The sequence below is a fragment of the Arthrobacter sp. AOP36-F1-5 genome (assembly GCF_058137995.1).
In genome coordinates this window covers 3,409,339-3,428,905 of sequence record NZ_CM176892.1, presented here as the reverse complement: position 1 = coordinate 3,428,905, position 19,567 = coordinate 3,409,339, and the positions used below count along the sequence as shown (strand labels likewise).

16 protein-coding genes are annotated in these 19,567 nt (G+C 66.5%); 5 read left to right on the top strand and 11 right to left on the bottom strand.

Going from position 1 to position 19,567, the window contains the following annotated elements; all coding sequences use genetic code 11:
* Positions 1-12 precede the first annotated feature (12 nt).
* From trxB to AC3ZI9_RS15795, 4 genes are all read right to left on the bottom strand, one after another.
* The gene (gene trxB / locus AC3ZI9_RS15810; protein WP_444554454.1) at positions 13-993 is read right to left on the bottom strand and encodes a thioredoxin-disulfide reductase; all 981 of its coding nucleotides are present in this window, start codon (positions 991-993) and stop codon (positions 13-15) included.
* A gap of 114 nt (positions 994-1,107) precedes the next feature.
* Positions 1,108-2,736, bottom strand: a complete 1,629-nt coding sequence (locus AC3ZI9_RS15805) for an ABC transporter substrate-binding protein (protein ID WP_444554453.1) — start codon at positions 2,734-2,736, stop codon at positions 1,108-1,110.
* A gap of 98 nt (positions 2,737-2,834) precedes the next feature.
* Entirely contained in the window at positions 2,835-4,538 is a 1,704-nt protein-coding gene (murJ, locus tag AC3ZI9_RS15800; RefSeq protein WP_444566103.1) for a murein biosynthesis integral membrane protein MurJ, read from the bottom strand.
* On the bottom strand, positions 4,528-5,055 hold the full coding sequence (locus AC3ZI9_RS15795) for an NUDIX hydrolase (RefSeq protein ID WP_444554451.1): 528 nt from the start codon (positions 5,053-5,055) through the stop codon (positions 4,528-4,530). Before AC3ZI9_RS15795 ends, murJ begins: the two co-directional genes overlap by 11 nt.
* Before the next feature lie 97 nt (positions 5,056-5,152).
* Between AC3ZI9_RS15795 and AC3ZI9_RS15790 the strand changes: the two genes are divergently transcribed.
* The 4 genes from AC3ZI9_RS15790 (at position 5,153) to AC3ZI9_RS15775 (ending at position 9,783) form a co-directional block, all read left to right on the top strand.
* Complete coding sequence (locus AC3ZI9_RS15790; protein ID WP_444554450.1) at positions 5,153-6,616, top strand: CCA tRNA nucleotidyltransferase; 1,464 nt, start codon at positions 5,153-5,155, stop codon at positions 6,614-6,616.
* A complete protein-coding gene (locus AC3ZI9_RS15785) occupies positions 6,609-7,199 on the top strand; it encodes a histidine phosphatase family protein (protein WP_444554449.1) in 591 nt (196 codons plus the stop codon). The genes AC3ZI9_RS15790 and AC3ZI9_RS15785 overlap by 8 nt, the downstream gene beginning before the upstream one ends.
* 365 nt (positions 7,200-7,564) lie before the next feature.
* Positions 7,565-7,717, top strand: coding sequence for a hypothetical protein (locus AC3ZI9_RS15780; protein WP_444554448.1), 153 nt, complete (start codon positions 7,565-7,567; stop codon positions 7,715-7,717).
* Positions 7,718-8,121: 404 nt separating this feature from the next.
* The gene (locus tag AC3ZI9_RS15775) at positions 8,122-9,783 is read left to right on the top strand and encodes a formate--tetrahydrofolate ligase (protein WP_444554490.1); all 1,662 of its coding nucleotides are present in this window, start codon (positions 8,122-8,124) and stop codon (positions 9,781-9,783) included.
* 67 nt (positions 9,784-9,850) lie between these two features.
* On the opposite strand, the gene AC3ZI9_RS15770 is transcribed toward AC3ZI9_RS15775, so the two are convergent.
* The 7 genes from AC3ZI9_RS15770 to AC3ZI9_RS15740 form a co-directional block, all read right to left on the bottom strand.
* Positions 9,851-10,936: an inositol-3-phosphate synthase gene (locus AC3ZI9_RS15770; protein ID WP_444566102.1), complete on the bottom strand. Its 1,086-nt coding sequence runs from the start codon at positions 10,934-10,936 to the stop codon at positions 9,851-9,853.
* A 101-nt stretch (positions 10,937-11,037) separates the two neighbouring features.
* Positions 11,038-12,282 carry a DUF6716 putative glycosyltransferase gene (locus tag AC3ZI9_RS15765; RefSeq protein WP_444566101.1) on the bottom strand — a complete coding sequence of 415 codons (1,245 nt, stop codon included), beginning with the start codon at positions 12,280-12,282 and terminating at the stop codon, positions 11,038-11,040.
* Positions 12,279-13,349 carry a hypothetical protein gene (locus AC3ZI9_RS15760; protein WP_489923724.1) on the bottom strand — a complete coding sequence of 357 codons (1,071 nt, stop codon included), beginning with the start codon at positions 13,347-13,349 and terminating at the stop codon, positions 12,279-12,281. Before AC3ZI9_RS15760 ends, AC3ZI9_RS15765 begins: the two co-directional genes overlap by 4 nt.
* A complete protein-coding gene (locus AC3ZI9_RS15755; RefSeq protein WP_444566099.1) occupies positions 13,333-14,742 on the bottom strand; it encodes a polysialyltransferase family glycosyltransferase in 1,410 nt (469 codons plus the stop codon). The genes AC3ZI9_RS15760 and AC3ZI9_RS15755 overlap by 17 nt, the downstream gene beginning before the upstream one ends.
* Positions 14,739-15,764 (bottom strand): glycosyltransferase family 2 protein, encoded by a 1,026-nt coding sequence (locus AC3ZI9_RS15750; protein ID WP_443349061.1) that lies wholly within the window; start codon positions 15,762-15,764, stop codon positions 14,739-14,741. The genes AC3ZI9_RS15755 and AC3ZI9_RS15750 overlap by 4 nt, the downstream gene beginning before the upstream one ends.
* A gap of 15 nt (positions 15,765-15,779) precedes the next feature.
* The gene (locus tag AC3ZI9_RS15745) at positions 15,780-16,676 is read right to left on the bottom strand and encodes an N-acetylneuraminate synthase family protein (protein ID WP_444566098.1); all 897 of its coding nucleotides are present in this window, start codon (positions 16,674-16,676) and stop codon (positions 15,780-15,782) included.
* A 26-nt stretch (positions 16,677-16,702) separates the two neighbouring features.
* Positions 16,703-17,914, bottom strand: a complete 1,212-nt coding sequence (locus AC3ZI9_RS15740; protein ID WP_444566097.1) for a cytidylyltransferase domain-containing protein — start codon at positions 17,912-17,914, stop codon at positions 16,703-16,705.
* 118 nt (positions 17,915-18,032) lie between these two features.
* Here AC3ZI9_RS15740 and AC3ZI9_RS15735 point away from each other — a divergent pair, with 118 nt between their 5' ends.
* Complete coding sequence (locus AC3ZI9_RS15735) at positions 18,033-19,562, top strand: glycosyltransferase family 87 protein (protein ID WP_096224542.1); 1,530 nt, start codon at positions 18,033-18,035, stop codon at positions 19,560-19,562.
* Positions 19,563-19,567: the final 5 nt, after the last annotated feature.

The window sequence follows — 19,567 nt, the reverse complement described above, 5'->3', positions numbered from 1 at the left end:
CGAGGGGGAGTTCTAGTTGGAAACTGCTGCGGCTTGCTCTGTCGGGACAGGCAGACCTGAGAGATAGTGTTCGACGTCCAGTGCTGCCACACAGCCCGAGCCGGCGGCAGTGACGGCCTGACGGTAGGTCGGGTCGATGACGTCACCGGCGGCGAAGACGCCTGGCAGGCGCGTCTTTGACGTCCGGCCCTCCACGGCAATGGTGCCTTCCGCCGTGACGGGCAACTGGTCCTTGACCAGTTCGGTCCGCGGATCGTTGCCGATGGCAACGAATACGCCGGTCACCTCGAGCTCGGACTCACTGCCGTCCAGGAGATTGCGGAGTTTCAGGCCGGTGACCTTTTCGGCGCCCAGCACATCATCGACTGCGGAGTTCCACACGAATTCGATCTTCGGGTGGGCCAAGGCGCGGTCCGCCATGATCCGTGAAGCCCGCAACTCATCGCGCCGGTGGATCACGGTGACCTTCGAAGCGAACTTCGTAAGGAAGAGCGCCTCCTCCATGGCGGAGTCGCCTCCGCCCACGACGGCGATCTCCTGTTCACGGAAGAAGAAGCCGTCGCAGGTGGCACACCATGACACACCGTGTCCGGAAAGCCGCTTCTCGTTCGGCAAGCCCAATTCACGATAGGCCGAACCGGTGGAGATGATGACGGCGCGGGCGCGGTAGACCTCGCCACTGGCCAGGATGACGGTTTTGATGTCACCCTCCAAGTCGACGGTGGAGACGTCTTCGTACTGGATCTCCGCGCCGAAGCGCTCGGCTTGGGCCTGCATGTTGTCCATGAGGTCCGGTCCGAGGATTGCCTCACGGAATCCGGGGAAGTTCTCGACGTCAGTGGTGTTCATCAGCTCGCCACCGGCGGTGACGGATCCGGCCACCACGAGCGGGGCCAGATTGGCCCGTGCCGTGTAGACGGCTGCCGTGTACCCGGCGGGTCCTGAACCGATGATGATGACGTCGCGAACGGCATCGGGTGTATCTGTTGCCACGCGGTGTGTCCCTCCCTCTCAGCCCGTGGGGTCTCGCAGGTGCGATGCACGGGGTTTTGATGATCTCTTGCCCTGCACAACGAAGCGGTGCAGGGCTCTATTCCCTCGGTGGTGCTAGGACACCTTGATCTCCGCGACCTGCAGCCCGTAGGGGCGGGAGCTATTGGATGTCGTGGCCAAACGGGGAAGCTCGTTGATGTTCAAGAACACGTATTTGCCGGTCACCTTCTGGTCATCGTCCCCGGCGACGGGAACGGTGACCGTGGGGCCGGTGAAGGATCCCGAGGTGACTTCAGTGGCCGAGCCCAGGTCGTCGGAATCACCGACGCTGATCTGGAAGGCCCCGCCGGTGCCATTGAGCCCCGACAATTCGACCTCGGAGATCGTGGCCTCCTCCTTCAGCTCGACCACCAGGATCATGTTGGAGGCGAAGCCGCCAAACTGCGGGGTGGTGAAGGAATAGGAACGGTACAAACTGCCCTGGTTGCCATCGATGGCGTTGGACAATGTGGAGTCCGTTTCGGAGTTCAACTCCTGGTTGCCGGGGACGACCCGGGAAATCCCGGTGACCTCGGGGGTGGCCGCCGCCTCGGGGGTCGCTTCCTGGGACTCGGCCTTCTTGGAGGAAGCCTCCTGCGAGGAGGCTGCCTGGCTGGTTTCCGCGGCCGTCTTGGGAGCGTCGTTGGAGCCCAACGTGTTGAAGGCGATCACGACCGCGACGACCAGCACCACCACCAGCAAGGCACCGACAAGCAGGCGGCTGAGGCCACCTCCTGCGGCCTTCTCCTCCGGGTCCCCCTCGTCGGCCTCTTCATCGGGGGCGGAGAAGTGACGGGCTCCGGCGGGGAAGACCGCTGCGGGACGTTCGTAGTGTTCCGCTTCGACCGGTTGGCTCTCGTGATCTGCCGTTCCGGCGGCCGCGGCACCCGCTGCCGCCAGGCTGGCGTCGCCGGCATCGTCACCCTGGGGAGCGGGAGTCGAAACATCATCTGCGGGGGTGCCCCAGAGGGAGACCTTCTCCGTTTCACCGGTGGCGTCGTCGTCGGCGGGATCGGGTGAGTCCGTCGGGGACGCGGGGGACGTGGGTGGTATCTGCGGCCGCGGCGGGACATTGGCTGCCGCCGTCGGTGGGGCGGAATCCGTGGGCTCGTGGTCCTCCGCGTCGGTGGCGGCTGCTTCGTCGGCGGCCGCAGCGAACCCTTCGGCCTCTTCGTCCGCCTCGGGGGATGCCGAATCCTTCCGACCACGCCCCCAACGGCTGGTGAACCCGGTCAGCTTCTTGGCGACCCGGCCTCCGACATTGCGCTCTTCATTGGCCTGGAGTTCTTCCCAGTATTCTTCTTCGTCGTCGTAGACTTCCGGTTCCGCGCTGCGCGTGACCCCGAAGATCTCCGAACCCAGCGTGTCGGTGTAGAAGGGTTCGATGAAGGGGGCATCGCGTTGGATGACCAGGTCGAGCAGATCGGCCGGGCTGGCGGTGTTCGTGATGAGGTAGGTGCTGCCGTCGGAGATGCCCAGGTCCAGGACCTGCATGGTCCCGTAACGCTCGCCCGTCGCGATCTCCCGGGCGCTGGTCGCCACCTGGCTCGCGTTCTCCGGTGAAGCCACGAGGATGCTCACCGAACGGTTCAGCACCTGATCCATCCCGCCCAGGACCGCGTCGCCGTCGGCGGAGGTCAAAACCAGTTCGGTGACCTTGTACCGGCCCCCAAGAACGGCTCCGACATCGATGGGCTGCGACACTATTTACTCCCGGGTTTGGTGGTGTGTAGCTGGGCACGCTGCTGCTGTGCTTCGACCATGTTACCGGTGTCCGCGCCCGGCGGGCGGGACATTGTGTCCTAGCGGCGCAACCTTCTGCCCAGGTCCGGGATGCGTTTGGCTGCCCCGCCGATGAAATCGTCCAGTTCCGGCACGTTGGCGGCCTTCAACAACAGCAGGTACACCACGGCCATCACGCTGCCGACGACGGCGATGCTGATCAGGGCGGAGAAGATTGAATCCCAGGCGAATCCGCTGGTGTATCCGCCCATGAACCAGAGCACCAGGGCCCCGACGGCCCCCGAAATGGCGGAGTACCAGCCGATCCGGATATACGTGTTCACGACCTCCCTGGTGCCGTAGTCGCCGTAGCGGCGCACGACCAGGACATGGGCGATCACGGCGGAAATGATGTTCGTGACCCCGTAGAGCAGTGCGATCCCCAAGGCGATCTTGGCCGCCGGCAGGGCCGCGGCCAGGGCGTAGGCGATGAGCACGCCGACGACGGCCATCGAGGATTGGATGATCATCGGCGTCTTGGTGTCCTCCTCGGCGAAGAAGACCCGGATGAGGAAGAAGTGGATGCTCTTGAAGGGCAGACCCAGCGCCGTCAGGAGCAGCAGCTGCCCGATCGCGGCGCCGGCCACCACCGAATACTTCCCGCCGCCGGCGAAGAGCAGGCCCAGGGGTCCGGCCAGCACGATGAAGGCGACCGTGGCGAACACGACGGGCACCGCCGTCGTGCGGAGTCCCTGGGAAAGGGCGGGAGCGACCTTCTCCCGCTTATTGTCGGCGAAGGCCCGTGAGAGTTCATTGAACAGGACGGTGGCCAGCGACAAGGCGAAGATGGAGTGCGGTAGGACGGTGACCAGCTGCATCGCGTTCAGCGCTTGTTCGCCCGGAACGCCCGCCCGTTCCCCCGGGGGCAGGGAGCTGCGCGCGTTCGCCGCGCTGGAAACCAGCCGGGCGTAGATCAACGATGCGACGTTGCCCATGGTCATCGAACCCAGCGTCCAGATCGCCAGCTTCCCGACATGGCGCAACCCCATGCCCCGCCAGTTGAACTTGGGACGGATCCGCAGACCTGAACGGGCCAGCGGAATGAACAGCACGAGCGCCTGGACCACGATGCCCAGGGTCGAACCGCCGGCGATCCAGAGGGTCTGCATCGATGTCCAGTTCGCCAACTGGTCCGGATCGCCGTCGTACTTGCCGAAGGACATCATGAACCCGATGATGACCAGGATCTGCACGACGTTGTTGGCGACCGGCGCCCACATGTAGGCGCCGAAGCGTCCGTGGGCGTTCAGGGCCTGTCCGACGACGGCGTAGACGCCGTAGAAGAAGATCTGCGGTAGGCACCAATAGGCGAACGCGGTGCCCAGGGTGAGCATCGGCTCCGACCAGTCCTTGGTCAGGATGGTGATGATGGGGCCGGCCCCGAGGGTCAACAGCACGGTGAAGGCACCCATGACGACCATGGTCAGCGTGATGAGCCGGCTCGTGTAGTCCGAGCCCTTGTCCGCGGCCCGCGAGGCCTTGATCAGCTGCGGGACCAGCACGACGTTGAAGATGCCTCCTGCCAGCAGCATGAAGATGATGTTGGGGATGACGTTGGCTTTTTCGAAGATGTCCGCCACCATGGCATTCGATCCGATGGCGAAGGCCAACAGGGCCGTCCGGGCGAAGCCCAGACCCCGGGACACAATGGTCCCCGAGGCCATGAGGTGATAAGCCTTGGCGTTCGAACCAGCTTTCTGGTCCGTGGTGGTCTCAGTTGCCATGTTGAGCGAGGACGTCCCGGGCCAATTCCGCGATGCGGCGCTCGTTGGGGAAGGAGAGCTTCCTGCCGAGTTCGGCGATCGGGATCCACGCGACATCCACTGCCTCGTGATCGGGATCGTTGTCGACGGTCAGCTCTCCACCGGTGGCTTCGAGCAGGAAATGGTGGACCGTCTTGTGCACGCGGTAGTTCGTCACGGTGAACCAGTAGTCGATGCTGCCCAGCGGGGCGAGGATCCGTCCGGCGATGCCGGTTTCCTCGTCCACTTCCCGCACGGCGGCCGCTTCATTGGTCTCCTCGCCCTCGGGGTGGCCCTTGGGCAGGCACCATTCAAGCCGGCCACCCCGGTTGTAGCGGGCGATGATTGCCACCGGGAGTCCGGGCAGCGCCGTATCGACGATGACTCCGCCGGAGGAGATTTCCTCGACGGTGGGAAGGGAATGCTGGCCCGGCTGCGCAGACGCCATGGAGGCGTTCAGCGGTGTGCGCTTCGGAGCGCGAGGTACTGGATGGGCCATGGAAACCACTCTATCCATCTTTGCTGTGCACATGTGCCCGCCCCGCGTACGCCGCGCGTCAGGCGCCGGCGGAAAAATCTGACAAGCTTAACGGACTATGCAGCAGCTACCCGCACCATCCGCCCTCAGGACGCTCCTTCCCCCCGTCGTCTTCGAACTGGCCGACCGTTTCACCGCGGCCGGCCACGCCCTGTCCCTGGTTGGGGGCCCGGTCAGGGACCTGTTCCTGGGCCGCGTCTCACCGGACCTGGATTTCACGACCGACGCAGATCCGGACCAGACCCTGGCCGTGGTCGCCGGATGGGCGGACGCCACCTGGGAGGTCGGCCGGGCCTTTGGCACCATCGCCCTGCGCCGTGCCGAACACACGATCGAGGTCACGACCTACCGGGCGGACGCCTATGACCCGGCTTCCCGCAAGCCGGTGGTGGCCTTCGGAACCTCGCTCCAGGAGGACCTGTACCGTCGGGACTTCACCATGAACTCGATGGCGCTGCGCCTGCCCGAGCTGGAACTGGTGGACCCCTACGGGGGTTTCAAGGACCTGGAACAGGGGCTGATCCGCACCCCCGGAACCCCGGCGTCGTCCTTTTCCGATGACCCCCTGAGGATGATGCGGGCCGCGAGGTTCGCCGCCCAGCTGGGGGTCACGGTGGACCCCGAGGTCGAAGCCGCGATGACCGATATGGCGGCACGGATCGACATCATCTCCGCCGAACGGGTCCGCGACGAGCTCATCAAGCTGATGACCGGCCGCCACCCGCGGGAGGGCGTCGACCTGCTGGTGCGCACCGGATTGGCCGACCACGTGCTGCCCGAGGTCTCCGCTCTGCGCCTGGAGGTCGACGAACACCACCGGCATAAGGATGTCTACCAACACTCCCTCCAGGTCCTGGACCAAGCAGCCTCGCTGGAGACCGGAGCGGAGGGCGAGGTGCCCGGACCCGACTTCGTACTGCGCTTCGCCGCGCTGCTGCACGATATCGGCAAACCGGCGACCCGACGCTTCGAACCCAACGGGGCGGTCAGCTTCCGCCACCACGATGCCGTCGGCGCCAAACTGGCCAAGAAGCGGATGCGCGCGCTGCGCTTCGACAACGACACCATCAAGTCGGTGGCCCGCCTGGTGGAACTGCATATGCGGTTCTATGGGTATGGGGACGCCGGCTGGACGGACTCTGCGGTGCGCCGCTACGTCACCGATGCCGGATCGGTGCTGCCACGCCTGTTGCGGCTGACCCGCTCGGACGTGACCACCCGCAACCGACGCAAGGCCGAATACCTGGCCTTCGCCTGCGACGACCTGGAACGCCGGATCGAGGAATTGGCCGAGCAGGAACAGATGGACGCCATTCGTCCCGACCTCGACGGTGGACGGATCATGGAACTGCTGGGGATCGGGCCCGGCCCTGAGGTCGGGCGGGCCTATAAGTTTCTGTTGGACCTGAGGTTGGACCATGGCCCGATGGGGCCCGAGGCCGCGTCGAAGGCGCTGGTCGAGTGGTGGTCCGGGCAGGGACCCGAGCAGGAAACGGACGAGAAGAGGATGAACGATGAGTGAATTGCCGCGCCTATGGCTGGTCCGCCACGGGGAAACCGAATGGTCGCGCAGCGGCCAGTACACCGGGCTGACGGATCTTCCGCTGACGCCCCATGGCGAGGAGCAAGCCCGGGTCGCCGGCGCGAAACTGACCAGCATCCAGCAGGCCGGTACCTCCTTCGACCTGGTGATGACCAGCCCGTCCCAACGCGCCTGGCATACCGCCGAACTCGCAGGATTCCCCGGTGCCGAAGTCGTGGACTACGCCCATGAGTGGGACTACGGGGACTACGAAGGCGTCCGCTCGGCCGAGGTGCGCGAAAGGAACCCCAGCTACCTGATCTGGGATGACGGGGTCCCGGCCGGGGAAACCATCGAGCAGGTCGGGGTCCGCGCCGAGAGGATCGTGCAACGGGTGCGCAGCGAGCTGGCGGATGGCGGGAACGCCGTGCTCTTTTCCCACGGCCACTTCTCCCGCATCCTCGCGGCGACCTGGTTGGGGCTCGGAGCAGGACAGGGACGCCACTTCCTGCTGGGCACCGCGGAAGTCTGCCGGTTGGGCTGGGATAAGAAGACCCCCGCCGTCGAGGCCTGGGGACTGTAACCGCCCGCCGACGAACCCGGCGTGTCGTCGCCGACGCGCCGGGTTCCAGCACGAATCACAGAAAATTTCCGGCCCGGGCTGGCGCTCGAGGCCGATCCCGGGTTAGTTTGTTAACGGTGATTGAGAGATCTCAATGAGATGTTTCGACCCGTGGACCTATTGACCGCCGATGCGCTCGGCCCGTTCACCGAAGGAGGTGGGAATCGTGATGATCATCCAGAACACGCAGGCAGTGGCTACCACTGCGCACGCTGCCGGACCCCGTCATCGTGCCCTGATCCCCGCCCCCGGAACGGCGAACCGCTAGACACCAGCGCAGCTGTTCCAGGCCTCCCCACCCCGAGGTTTCGAACGAAGGAACAGCGATGTCCGCGCAATCCAGCACCACCGGCCCTTCCGGCCCCCGCTCCGCCGAACTCTTCGTCACCGGCCCCGACGTCCTCCGCGCCCGGCCCCTGATGAACGACTCGGCTGCCCGCCAGCCCACCCGCCCCGATGTGTACCGGGGAGGTGAATGACGTGCAGAACAGACGTAGGAAGCCCCTGGGCCCGCAATGGTTGAACACCTTGTATAACCCCGAGCCCAGGACCCGCCTCGAATCCCAGCTCCCCCCGGAAATGCTTTTCCGCTTTCGCTAAGTCGGTACGCCGCCGGTTCATCCGGCCAGATCAGCGACCGACCCCCAGGAGGAAGAGCATGAACGGGTTATCCGCCCCCACCGCAAAGCCCGCCGGCTTCACCGGCGGGCTTTGCCGCTTAAAACGTGGCCCGCGATCCCGGGACGGCGCCATGGATCGCTGGTAGCTTGGGGGTCACCGGCGTGACAAGGTGGTCCGCCGGACGACATGACGGCCGATGGCCGGGAAGGTCCGTGAGCAGATGAGCAGTACCGCCGAGCAACCCGATAGTGCCCCGGAGGCCATGAACGACCTGGCCATTTCCCAGCGGGCGACGTTGAAGCCGATCGAAGAGATCGCCGCAGCGGCCGGCATTCCGGCGGAGGCGCTGGAGAACTACGGGAGGTACAAGGCCAAGATCAATCGGGCCGGGTTGCCCGAGGCCAGCTCGGGTCCGGGACGGGTGGTCCTGGTCAGCGGGATGTCCCCCACCCCGGCCGGGGAAGGCAAGTCCACGGTCACCGTCGGTCTCGGTGACGCCCTGGCCGCCACCGGAACCCGCACGATGATCGCCTTGCGGGAACCGTCGCTCGGGCCGATCTTCGGGATGAAGGGCGGGGCGGCCGGCGGTGGATATTCGCAGGTGCTGCCGATGGAGGACATCAACATGCACTTCACCGGTGACTTCCACGCCATCACCAGTGCCAACAACCTGCTGATGGCCTTGGTCGACAACCACATCCAGCAGGGCAACGAGCTGGGCATCGACCCGCGGCGCATGACCTTCAAACGCGTGATGGACGTCAACGACCGGGCCCTGCGCAGCATCGTCATCGGTCTCGGTGGACCCACCGAGGGAATGCCCCGGCAGGACGGTTTCGACATCACCGTCGCCTCCGAGGTCATGGCGGTCTTCTGCCTGGCCACCGACCTCGACGACCTGCGCGAGCGGCTGGGACGGATGACGATCGGGTACACCTTCGACCGCCGGCCGGTCAGCGTGTCCGAACTCGACGTCCAGGGGGCGCTGACGTTGCTACTCAAGGACGCCATCGAACCCAACCTCGTCCAGACCATCGCCGGGACCCCCGCACTGGTCCACGGCGGCCCCTTCGCGAACATCGCCCACGGCTGCAATTCGGCCATCGCCACCAACACCGCCCGCCGGCTGGCCGACGTGGTGGTCACCGAGGCGGGTTTCGGCGCCGATCTGGGGGCCGAGAAGTTCATGGACATCAAGGCGCGCTATGCGGATTGCCCGCCGTCCGCCGTGGTGCTGGTGGCCACCATCCGGGCGTTGAAGATGCATGGGGGAGTCCCCAAGGATGGGCTGGGACCGGAAAACGTGGAGGCCGTGCGCGGGGGGCTGCCGAACCTGGCCCGGCATGTGCGCAACATCGGACGGTTCGGGCTGGCCCCGGTCGTGGCGATCAACCAGTTCGCCACGGATACGCAGGCCGAACTCGACGCCGTGCTCCACTGGTGCGCCGCCGAAGGGGTCGAGGCGGCAGTGGCCGACGTCTGGGGCCGTGGTGGCGAGGGGGCCGGGGAACTGGCCGCCAAGGTGCTGGCCGCCGTGGAAGGGCCCTCGGACTTCCACCACCTCTATGACCTGGAGCTGCCGGTGGAGGAGAAGATCCGCACCATCGTGCGCGATATCTACGGTGGTGCCGACGTCGAATTCTCGGCCAGCGCGCGCCGGCAACTGGCCGGGATCGTGGAGAACGGGTGGGATTCGCTGCCGGTGTGCATGGCCAAGACCCAGTATTCGTTCTCCGACGACGCGAAACTGCTGGGCGCCCCCGAGGGGTTCACCCTCCAGGTGCGTGAGTTGATCCCCAAAACCGGGGCCGGGTTCATCGTGGCGCTGACCGGGGCCGTCATGACCATGCCGGGTCTGCCCAAGGTCCCGGCGGCGATGCGCATGGATGTGGACGGGAACGGGAATGCCGTAGGACTCTTCTGAGCAGACGACGACGGCGGCCGGCCCCTGTTCAAGGGGCCGGCCGCCGTCGCATTCTGGGCCGTGGTTCCTAGCGCTCGATGTCGCCGCGGATGAACGCCTCGACGCTCTCGTGGGCCGCCTCGTCGTTGAACTGCTCCGGCGGGGACTTCATGAAGTAGGAGGACGCCGAGAGCAGCGGGCCGCCGATGCCGCGATCCAGTGCGATCTTGGCGGCACGGATGGCGTCGATGATCACTCCGGCGGAGTTCGGCGAATCCCAGACCTCGAGCTTGTACTCCAGCGAGACGGGGGCGTCACCGAAGTTGCGGCCTTCCAGGCGCACATACGCCCACTTGCGGTCATCGAGCCAGGCCACATAGTCCGAGGGGCCGATGTGCACGTCGTCGGCGCCGAGCTGTGCCGAGGTGTTGGAGGTGACGGCCTGGGTCTTGGAGACCTTCTTGGATTCGAGGCGTTCACGCTCGAGCATGTTCTTGAAGTCCATGTTGCCGCCGACGTTGAGCTGGTACGTCCGGTCCAGTGTCACACCGCGGTCCTCGAAGAGCTTGGCCATCACGCGGTGGGTGATGGTGGCCCCGATCTGGGACTTGATGTCGTCTCCGACGATCGGCACCCCGGCCGCGGTGAACTTATCGGCCCATTCCTTGGTCCCGGCGATGAAGACGGGCAGGGCGTTGACGAAGCCGACGCCGGCATCGATGGCGCACTGGGCGTAGAACTTCGCTGCCTGCTCGGAACCGACCGGAAGATAGCAGACCAGCACATCGGCGCCGGATTCCTTCAGCGCGGCGACGACGTCGACCGGGGCGGCGTCGGACTCCTCGATGGTCTCGCGGTAGTACTTGCCCAGGCCGTCCAGGGTGTGCCCGCGCTGGACGGTGACGCCGGTGGTGGGCACGTCGGCGATCTTGATGGTGTTGTTCTCGCTGGCGGTGGTGGCCTCGGCGAGATCCAGTCCGACCTTCTTCGCGTCGACGTCGAAGGCGGCGACGATCGAGACGTCCTGGACATGGTATTTGCCGAACTGGACGTGCATCAGACCGGGAATCTTCGTCTCCGGGTCCGCATCCTTATAGTATTCAACGCCCTGGATGAGCGAGGTGGCGCAGTTCCCCACACCAATGATTGCGACCCGAATGGGGTTTCCCGACACAGTGACTCCTACAGCAGAACGGTTCTTGGGCGGCCGAAGGCCACAACGATTCTAAGTGACGCGGCGGCCCGGTTATTCCCGGGTGGTTTGCCCCGGGTCCTTCAGCGGCCGTTCGGGGGGTCGGCGCGGGCCGGGAACCGCCGGTGGGGCAGGCCACGGACCAGGCGCAGGAGGGGCCGTGGAAGCCTGGTGCGCAACCGGTGGTGCAGGGCCATCCGACCGGTGCGGGCCAGGGCCTCCGGGGAGGTCGTCAAGGCGCCTGCCCGGGCGCGCCGGGCCAGTTGTTCCAAGGCCCCGGAGGCCACCGCGTCGGGCGGGTGGAAGTAGTGCTCGGCCAGCCAGGTGGGCTCCGGCCGCAGCACCTTCAACTCCTCCACGTCCTGCAACGACCCGGTCAGCCCGCTGCCCTCGAACACCAGATTGTAGAGGTCACGGTCCAGGCCGAAGTCGGTCAGGACGACGGCGGGAAGCCCCCGGTCGATGGCCTCCAACACCGCGGTGGAAGAAACCGTCACGAGCAGGGTCCCCGGTCGCAACACGGAGGCCATCGTCCCGGTCGCGAAACGCACTTCATCTCCTGCCACGGCCCCGCCGGCGCTCAGCTCGGCCCAGAGCCTGTCATAGGGGTGGCGTTCATGATGGGTTTGCGGTTCGCCGTCCCTGGCCCGCAGTTTCACGATGACCTCCACCCCGGGGTTCGCCCGCTGGGTGCGGGCCAGCGCCCGCAGGACCTGTTCCCGTTCGTGCCGGTGGATCGGGAACTTGGCCTGGGCGGCGAAGACCACCGAATGCACCGGCGTCGTATCCTTGGCCGGTTCCCCGGTGGACACCAGGAAGGGCAGCCGGGTGGCCAGAACCGACTGGTCACTCCCCAGCCGGGCCAAGAGGCCGCCGAAATCCCTGGCCTCGGCCCGGCCATGCGTGAGGAAGAGATCACCCAGGGAACGAAAACCCATGGCCTTCGCCGTGGCCGGGTAGGCGACTCCTGGCAGCGCGGAGACCAGGGCCGTGCTTCTTCCGGTTCCCCGCTGGCGGGACGCCGCGCGACGGAAGACTTCCTGGACCACGGGGCCCGTGGCGGCACCCAGCACCACGTCGGCGGAGTCGAGCAGGGGGCCGAGGCGGTGGAGGGGGACGACGGCCGTGGGATCGGCGTCCTGCAGGAAGGTCCCGGTCACCGCGCCGACCCGTTGTTCGGCGGTGGGCAGGAGGGGGGTACGGGCCAAAACCACGGTGCGGTCCCAGCCGGGGCCGAGCCCGTCAAGGGTCGCGCAGGCGAATTTGAAGTACGAGTCGCTGTCGGCGACGGCGAGAATGCGCGGTGGGGCGTCCGGGGGGATCTTCACGCGGTGGGGTCCTCCAATGACGTTCCCAGGTGGGTGCGCAGTGCCGGGGAGGCTGCCTCGGTCCACCAGCGCTCGGGGACCGGATGACCGGTGATCCTCACCCGGTGGGGGCGCAGCAGCAAACGCAACGAGGGCAGCACGGTGGAGGGTAGGGCACTGACCTTTTGGCCTCGGCGAAGACCCCGCAGGCGCATCTCCACGGGAAGGGTGTTCGGGTGCACGGTGATCAGCGGGTGGCGAGCCAGTTCGGCCAAGAACCCCGGTTCCTCGCGGCGATGCGGGAAATAGCCGACCGGTCCGTCGTCGGTCTGTTTCAGAACCCAGGATAAATAGGGTGCTTCACCAATCAGACCGTCGGCGGCCAGCGCCGAGCCGATGACGATCGTCGGTTCAGGGAACTGCTCGGTCACCGGCTGGGTCCCCAACCATTCGAACCGGTGGTGCTCCAGATGTCCGCCGAGATCCCTGAACGCCCGTTCGACCTCCCGACCGATGGGCAGTGCGGTGCAGGCCAGCAGGCGTCCCTGACGGGCCAGGGAACGCAACCGGTACCAGCTGGCCACACCCAGGGCGTTGCGTGAGGTGCTGCGGGGGGCGCGGGACCGCACGAGAGGGGTCGGACGGTCCCCGGTGAGCAGTTGCAAGAGTTTTACCGTCGCCAACCCGTCATCAATGATCACGAACTCGTCGGCGCGCACCGGCCCGATGAGGCGACGTTGCATTCTGCCGGAGAACGCGTCGCCGGTGACCCAGCGGTCCGCGGGGCGGTCGGGGGTCGAGGGTTCCTGGGCGTTGGCCTCGTCGAAGGTCACACCGGCGGGGGCCTGGGCCATCAGTGTGCGCACCGTGGTGTCCATTGCCGCGGTTCCTCCCCGCGAGTGGATCGTTGAGTGGCGGCCCAGAAGCCCCGCCCCGTGGGCTTCGATGGCGCTGAGCAGCTGCAGCGGGGATTCCACCCAGACGTCGGCCCGTCCGAAGCGGGGCCGTTGGACCTGAGGCACCAGCTCCACCCTGCGGGTCCGGCCCGCCCTTCCGGAATTGCCCGGTAGGTCAACTGCGGGGGACACGTCTGGCCACCTTCACCAGCCGGCGTGGCATCCGACGCATGCCACGGTTCAACCGGCGACGCACAGAGGCCGGCAGACGCCGTCCCCACCGGGAGGCCAGCCCCGTGGCAGGCCTGCCCGGGGGGAGGGCCCCGGGAAGGTCCAGGCGGGTGAGCCGACGACGCTTGAAATACTTGGCAAAGCGCGGGTAGTGGCCGGCCAGGAATCCTCGGGCGCCCGCTTCCTCTGCGGCCAGGCGTTGCGGCTGCATGCAGTAGCCGACGGCGGTGACCAGCTGTGTCAGAGCCCCCTCGGAGCCAAGGGGGTCCTCGCCAGGTAGTGGCAGGCCCCGACGGAAGAGGGCGTCGATGAGGGTGACGGGGATCCGGTTGGAGTTTTCGTAGGGACTCAGCCGTTCGAGCATCATTTCGGTGCCCACCGCCGCGCATTCGGTGCCGAAGAGGGCACGGATGCTCAGCAGTGCCGTGGAGAAGCAGCTGATGACGACGTCGGGGCGCAGCAGGGCGACCGCTGTTTCGGCCAGCATCGGCTCCCCGAGTTGGGTGAACTGCAGTCCCAGGGCGTCGGCGTCGCGCTCGAGTTGGCGTCCGGAGGCCGGGCCGGCTGAGGGGTGGGGTTTGAAGATCACCGTGGTGGCCCCACGGCGTTCGGCTTCGCGCAGCATTTCGCGATGCAGAATCCGTTCCTCCTCGTCGTCCATGAGCCCCAGGTGGGCGAGGTACTGGCCGAGGACCACCGCTGTTTTGGGTGCTCCGATCTCCGGCGCCGGCCGGGCCTGGGCGGGCAGTGGCAGCACCAGCTCGGCGGAGCCGGCGAGATCGTTGATGATCTCAGCCAACGGCTGCGGCGGTACCGGGCTGAGCTGCGGGGAGAATTCGCGCAAGAGCAGCGGCTTCAGACCGGGAACCAGATCGAGGTAGACCAACCCGTCGAGACGTTGATGGATGGACGCTGGAAGCAGGTTGCGGGTGGGACCGTAGGACATCAGCCCGTCCGAATGGACCAGGAACGGTGAGTCGTGGAAAATCCGCAGGATCGCCCGGCTCGGATTGGTTTGGATCGAATCGACAACCAGCTGCAGCTCCTCGTCACCGAGCCCGAAGCACTGCCGGAGGAGGCGCTGCCACAGATACAGCTCCTCCTCGCGCGGATTGAATTGGGCGGGCCGGCGTGGCAACAGTAGTTCACCGAAATCCAGCACCCGGTCAAACCGCGCGGCGAGGTCCCCGAATCCGGGGGTGTCGGCGATGCTGCCGGTCAGTTCGGGCTGCTGGGAACCGTCAACGAGCAGCAGCACGCGTTCCCCCTCGGGTTTCGGCAGCGCTCCAGCATCGACCATGGCCGCCAGGGAGGCCACCTGGAACAGTGTTGAAGCGGTGAGCAGTTGGATCATCTGGTTCCTCCGGGGACCAGGTCTCGGTCCCGTCCCGTGGGGTTTTCGGGGTGTGTGGTGGTGGGGTACAAGGGCAGCAGGAGGCGCCGTCGTCGGGCATCGAGTCCTGCGAAGGCCGCCGCGAGGAAGGCCTCGGGTGCTGCCGCCAACGTGGTGGTGATCGCCGCCTGAAGCTCCGCTGTCACCGTCGCGGTCATCCCCGCGCTGCGGGAGAGGTGGTGGCAGGAAACCGCCATGAATTGGCGGATCACTTTCGGCCAGTAGGTCGAGGCTTCGCGGTCGGCGGCCACGATCGCGAAGGCGAGGGCGAAGGCCCGCGCGAAATCGAGTTGCCGACGATCCTGGATCTGCGTCAGGGAGGTGGTCACGCCGCGCCGATAGAGCACTCCGGGGGCCTCCACGACGGCAAAGGACTCGGCCTGCAAATGCAATCTCCAGATCCAGGGGCGGTCCTCGGCGGTGAACAACCCATCGGGGAACTGCAGGAGGCCGGCGTCGGCCAACCGACGATGGAATATTCCTGCCCATGCATACGGGTAATCGATCAGGGTGGTTTCGGTCTGCGGGAGGATCGAGGCCCGCGGGTCCAGGACCGTATTCCTCCGGGCCTGTGGGGCCCGGTGGATCGATCGACGCCCTGCGGTGACCCTGACATGGTCCACCCGCAAAAAGTCCACATCCAGCCGGTCCCTCGCTTCCCAACAGGCCTGTAGATGCCCGGGAGCCAACCAGTCGTCGCCGTCCAAGAAGGCCAGTGTGGTGCCGGTGGCGGCTTCGAGGCCCTGGTTCCGGGCGGTGGCCAGGCCCCTGGCCTCCTGGTTGCGGAGGATCCTCAGGCCAGGGAGCCGGCCGGCGAAGGCCTCGACCAGCTCCCCGGTGCCGTCCCGGGAGCCGTCGTCGACGAAGATGACTTCCAGTGCGCGCGGATCCTCGAACTGGTGCGTCAGGCTCGTCATCGTGTCGCGGATGAAGGGTGACTGATCCTTCGCCGGAACGACGATGCTGAGCAAGGGGGTGTTCATCTCGACGGGCCGGGACTATGCGTCGACGCGGCGCAGGCGGGACAGCGGGGCGAGCTCGCCGGGGAAGACCTTCTTCACGCCGTCGCCCATGGCTTCCTGCAGGATGCGGATGTCACGGATGAGCGATTCGAAGCCCTTCGGTTCCAAGGAGGACGCCTGGTCGGAACCCCACATGGTGCGGTCCAGGGTGATATGCCGTTCCACGGTCACGGCGCCGAGGGCGACAGCGGCCAAGGAGATCTGGAGGCCGCGCTCGTGTCCCGAATAGCCCACCGGGACGCCGTAGCGTTCCTGCAGCGTCGGGATCATGCGCAGGTTCGCTTCCTCCGGGGGCAGGGGGTACGTGGAGGTGGCGTGCATCAGGACCAGGTTCTCGGTGCCCAGCGTCTCCACTGCCGTGTCGATCTGTTCGATCGTGGACATACCCGTGGACAGGATGATCGGCTTGCCGGTCTCGCGCAGGGCACGCAGCAACTCCAGGTCGGTCACCGAGGCGGAGGCCACCTTATGGGTTGCTGCGCCTTGCACCTCCATGAATTCGACCGAGGGGACATCCCACGGGGAGGCGAAGGCCTCCAGACCCTGGCTGCGGGCGTAGGAGATGATGTCGCGGTACTGTGCGGCATCGAATTCGACCTTGTACCGGTAGTCCAAATAGGTCATCTCGCCCCAGGGGGTCGAACGGATCTTATCGCGCATATCCTGCGGGGTGGAGATCTCGGGGGTCCGCTTCTGGAACTTCACGGCGTTGGCGCCGGCAGCTGCGGAGATGTCGATGAGCTGCTTGGCAACGTCGACATCACCGTTGTGGTTGATCCCGATTTCGCCGATGACGTAGACCGGCTGGCCGGTGCCGATCTTCTCGGTGCCGATGCTCACGGGGGCGTCCTGCTTAATCGCTTCGGTGGTCATGGTGTTTCCCTTTCGTTGGAGGTGTTTCAGGGGGTTGAGACCAACAGCCGTGCGGCCGTTGGACGGTTGGGGGTTTCGAGGATGCGTTCGCAGACCTCACGGACGGCTCCACTGCCGCCGGGCTTCTGGAGCACGATGCGGGCAGCGGCCAGGGCTTCGGGGCGGGCGTCGGCGACCGCGATCGGCCATCCGACGGAGTCCATGGCCGCCACATCGTTCACGTCGTTTCCGACGTAGGCCACTCGGGCCGGATCCAGGCCGTGTTCAGCGATCCAGGCGTCGAGCCGGCTGGCCTTGTCCTGCACACCGTGGGCGACGTTGACGCCGAGCTTGGCGGCCCGGGTGGCGACCACGGTGTTGGTTTCGGTGGAGAGGATCAGCATCGGCACTCCCGCCCGGCGCAGCCGGGCGACGCCCAGCCCATCGGAGCGGGAAACGGTGACGGATTCGGAACCGTCGGAGGCCAGCAGGGCCGCATCGTTGGTGTGGACGCCATCGAAGTCGGTGACCAGCGCGTCAACGTCAATGCCCGGCAGTGGCGGGCCAGGCGGCCGGCCCGCGCGGCGGGCCGCCAGCGCGCACACAAGCTCCAGGTCCTCGGGCGAATCGACTTCGGGGGCGTCGGAGGCCGGGACCACCTGGAACTTCAACCTGCCGAAGAACCGGTGGTTGGCTCGGCGGAATCCCGAGGTGCGCATGGCGTAGAAGGCACCGGTTTCACGGTATTGGGGGGCCCGGTCTTGGCGTCGTGGGCGGTACCCGGCATCGTGGCCCACGGCATGAACGGTCCCCTGATTCGCCGACCAGATGAATGAATGGTCCTCGGTGACGCTGAAGCAGACATCCGCCTCGTTCTGAAGCACGGCCCTGACGGCGGCCTCCACATGGGCCGGGTTGATGAAGGGGGAGGTGCATTGCAAGAGGACGACGACGGCGGGAAGGGACTCGAGGGTGTCCAGGGCGTGGCCGAGAGCCGATTCGCTGCTGGCCCCGTCGGAGGCCAACGCCGCCGGACGGTCGATGACCCGGGCACCCTGGGCGTGGGCCTCATTGCGGATCTGCGAATGGTCGGTGCTGACCACGACATCGGTGACCGACGGGGCGGCCAGGGCGGCGTCGATGCCGCGGGCCAACAGCGACTTGCTGCCCACCGGACGGAGGTTCTTCAACGGGAGGCCCTTCGATCCGCCACGGGCCGGGATGACGACCAGGACGGTTTCACTCTGTGGCTTCTGCATGTCTTCGACGCTAGGGAGCCGAGGTGTCGTCAGACCGACCAGTGGGTTAACGCAAAGTGTGGTGTGCAATACATCCGGGGGCGATCCTCGGTGCGGTCGTGCCGGATAGGCTGATTCCATGAGCGAGAAGCCCAGGCCCCCGGCCCGCCACGGAACGGACCGGGGATCCTCCACGTCCCGGGGGTCCCGCCGTGGGCCGCTGCGGATCACCGTACCCAGCCGCAATGATCCGTTGCTGCGCCGGCTGACCGAGGTCATGGGCGGGCCCTTGGGACGATTCAGCTCCCCGGGGCGGGTGTCTCCGGGATTCTTCACCATCGAACGGGTCCTCGTGGCCCTGACGATCGTCGCCGCCATCGTGGCCATCCTCGCCAAAAACATGTGCCGCACCCTCGGGTGGGGCGGCTCCAACGCCTATATTTGGGCCTGCTATTCGGATTGGTCGGCCCTCTTTACCGCCCGCGGCTTCGACACCAACGCCTTCGCCCCCTTCGCCGACGGCGCCCACTTCGAATACCCGGTGCTCATGTCGGCGGTCGCCTCTTTCGCGGCACTACTGGTGGTACCCGGGGATTATGACCGGACGCTGGCCTTCTTCGACGTGAACCTGCTGATGGTGGTGGTGCTCTGGTTCATCATCGTCATTGCCACGTCCCGAGCCGCGGGGCGACGGCCCTGGGATGCTGCCATGGTCGCCCTGGCCCCCGGAATGATCCTGGCCTCCACCATCAACTGGGATCTGTGGGCGGTCGCGTTCCTGGCCCTCGCATTGCTGGCCTTCGCCCGGGAGAAACCGCTGCTGGCCGGAATTCTCATTGGTTTGGGCGCCTCCATGAAGGTCTACCCGATCCTCTTTTTGGGCGTCGTGCTGGTGTTGGCCCTGCGCACCGGGCGATGGCGCCCCCTGCTGATCGTCAGCGCCGGTACCGCGGGTTCCTGGCTGCTGGTGAACCTGCCGTTCATGATCGCCAACTTCGGGGCCTGGAGCTACTTCCTGGAATTCACGCGTGATCGCGGGGCGGGGTTGTCCTCCCTCTGGCATGCCTGGAACGTCACGGCCACCGTGCTTCCCGGTGCCCCCACCTTCACCTCGGAGGTCATCAACTCGGCAGCCTTCTGGCTCTTTGCCGCCAGTTGCGCAGGCATCGCGGTGCTGGGGCTGCTGGCGTCCCGGCGGCCACGGGTGGCCTCACTGCTCTTCCTCGTGGTCGCTGCCTTCGTGCTCTTCAATAAGGTCTACTCGCCCCAATTCGTGGTCTGGCTCATCCCGCTGGCTGCCTTGGCCTGGCCGCGCTGGCGCGATTTCCTGATCTGGCAGCTCGTTGAGGCCCTGCACTTCTGGGCGATCTGGATGTATCTGTATACGGGCAGTACCAGCGTCAAGGAGCAAAACACCTTCCCCGAGGCGTTCTACGTCCTGGCGGTAGCCGCCCATATGCTGGCCACCGCGTACCTGATGTATCGGGTCGCGCGCAGCATCTGGGATCCGCAGACCGATCCGGTGCGACGGGTCGGCCAGGACGACCCGCAGGCAGGACCCTATGCGGGGGCAGAACGTGATCCGCTGCCGGCCTTCCGGTGGATCGGCAGGCCGCGGCGGAAGCGGGTCCACCAAACGGTTGAACCACCTGCCGCTCAATCGCCCTAGGCTGG